The 706-nt window shown below is 36.7% G+C and carries 1 protein-coding gene; it reads left to right on the forward strand.

All coding sequences use genetic code 11. From position 1 onward, the window contains the following. A partial coding sequence (locus FUA24_RS02985; RefSeq protein WP_148540007.1) for a TonB-dependent receptor plug domain-containing protein occupies positions 1-706 on the forward strand: 706 nt, incomplete at both ends.

Consider the following 706-nt stretch of genomic DNA (forward strand, 5'->3'; position numbering starts at 1 on the left):
TCAAATAACATAGGTGAATTTTCATTTACAACCACAGAAAAGGGTACACAAACATTGGTAATATCATATTTAGCTTATGAAACGCATACCATGATTGGAGATGTTTCTTATATGAAAAATGTAATTATTGAATTAAAAGAAGATGTAAGTGCTTTAGATGCCGTAGTACTTTCAGCAGGAACATTTTCAGCCGGCGACAATAGCAAAGTCAATGCATTAAAACCTTTAGATGTAGTAACCACAGCCAGTGCTTTAGGAGATTTTGTTGGGGCATTGCAAACACTTCCAGGAACATCAACCGTAGCCGAAGATGGTCGTTTATTCGTACGTGGTGGTGATGCTAACGAAACTCAAATTTTTATTGATGGTATTCGTGTGTTTACTCCCTATACACCAACTACCAACAATGCACCAACACGTGGGCGTTATTCACCTTTTTTGTTTGATGGTATTACCTTTTCAACTGGTGGTTATTCGGCTGAATATGGGCAAGCATTATCTAGTGTTTTGCTTTTAAACACTGTTAATGAACCAGACCAAGAAAAAACAGATATAGGTATTATGAGTGTTGGGGCTACTTTAGGAAATACCCAAAAGTGGAAACAAAGTTCATTAAGTGTAAATGGGTCTTATATAAATTTAGCACCATATGTAGCACTGTTTCCTGATAGAAACGACTGGAAAAAGCCTTTTGAAACCTTTGCAG

The organism is Seonamhaeicola marinus, assembly GCF_008085455.1.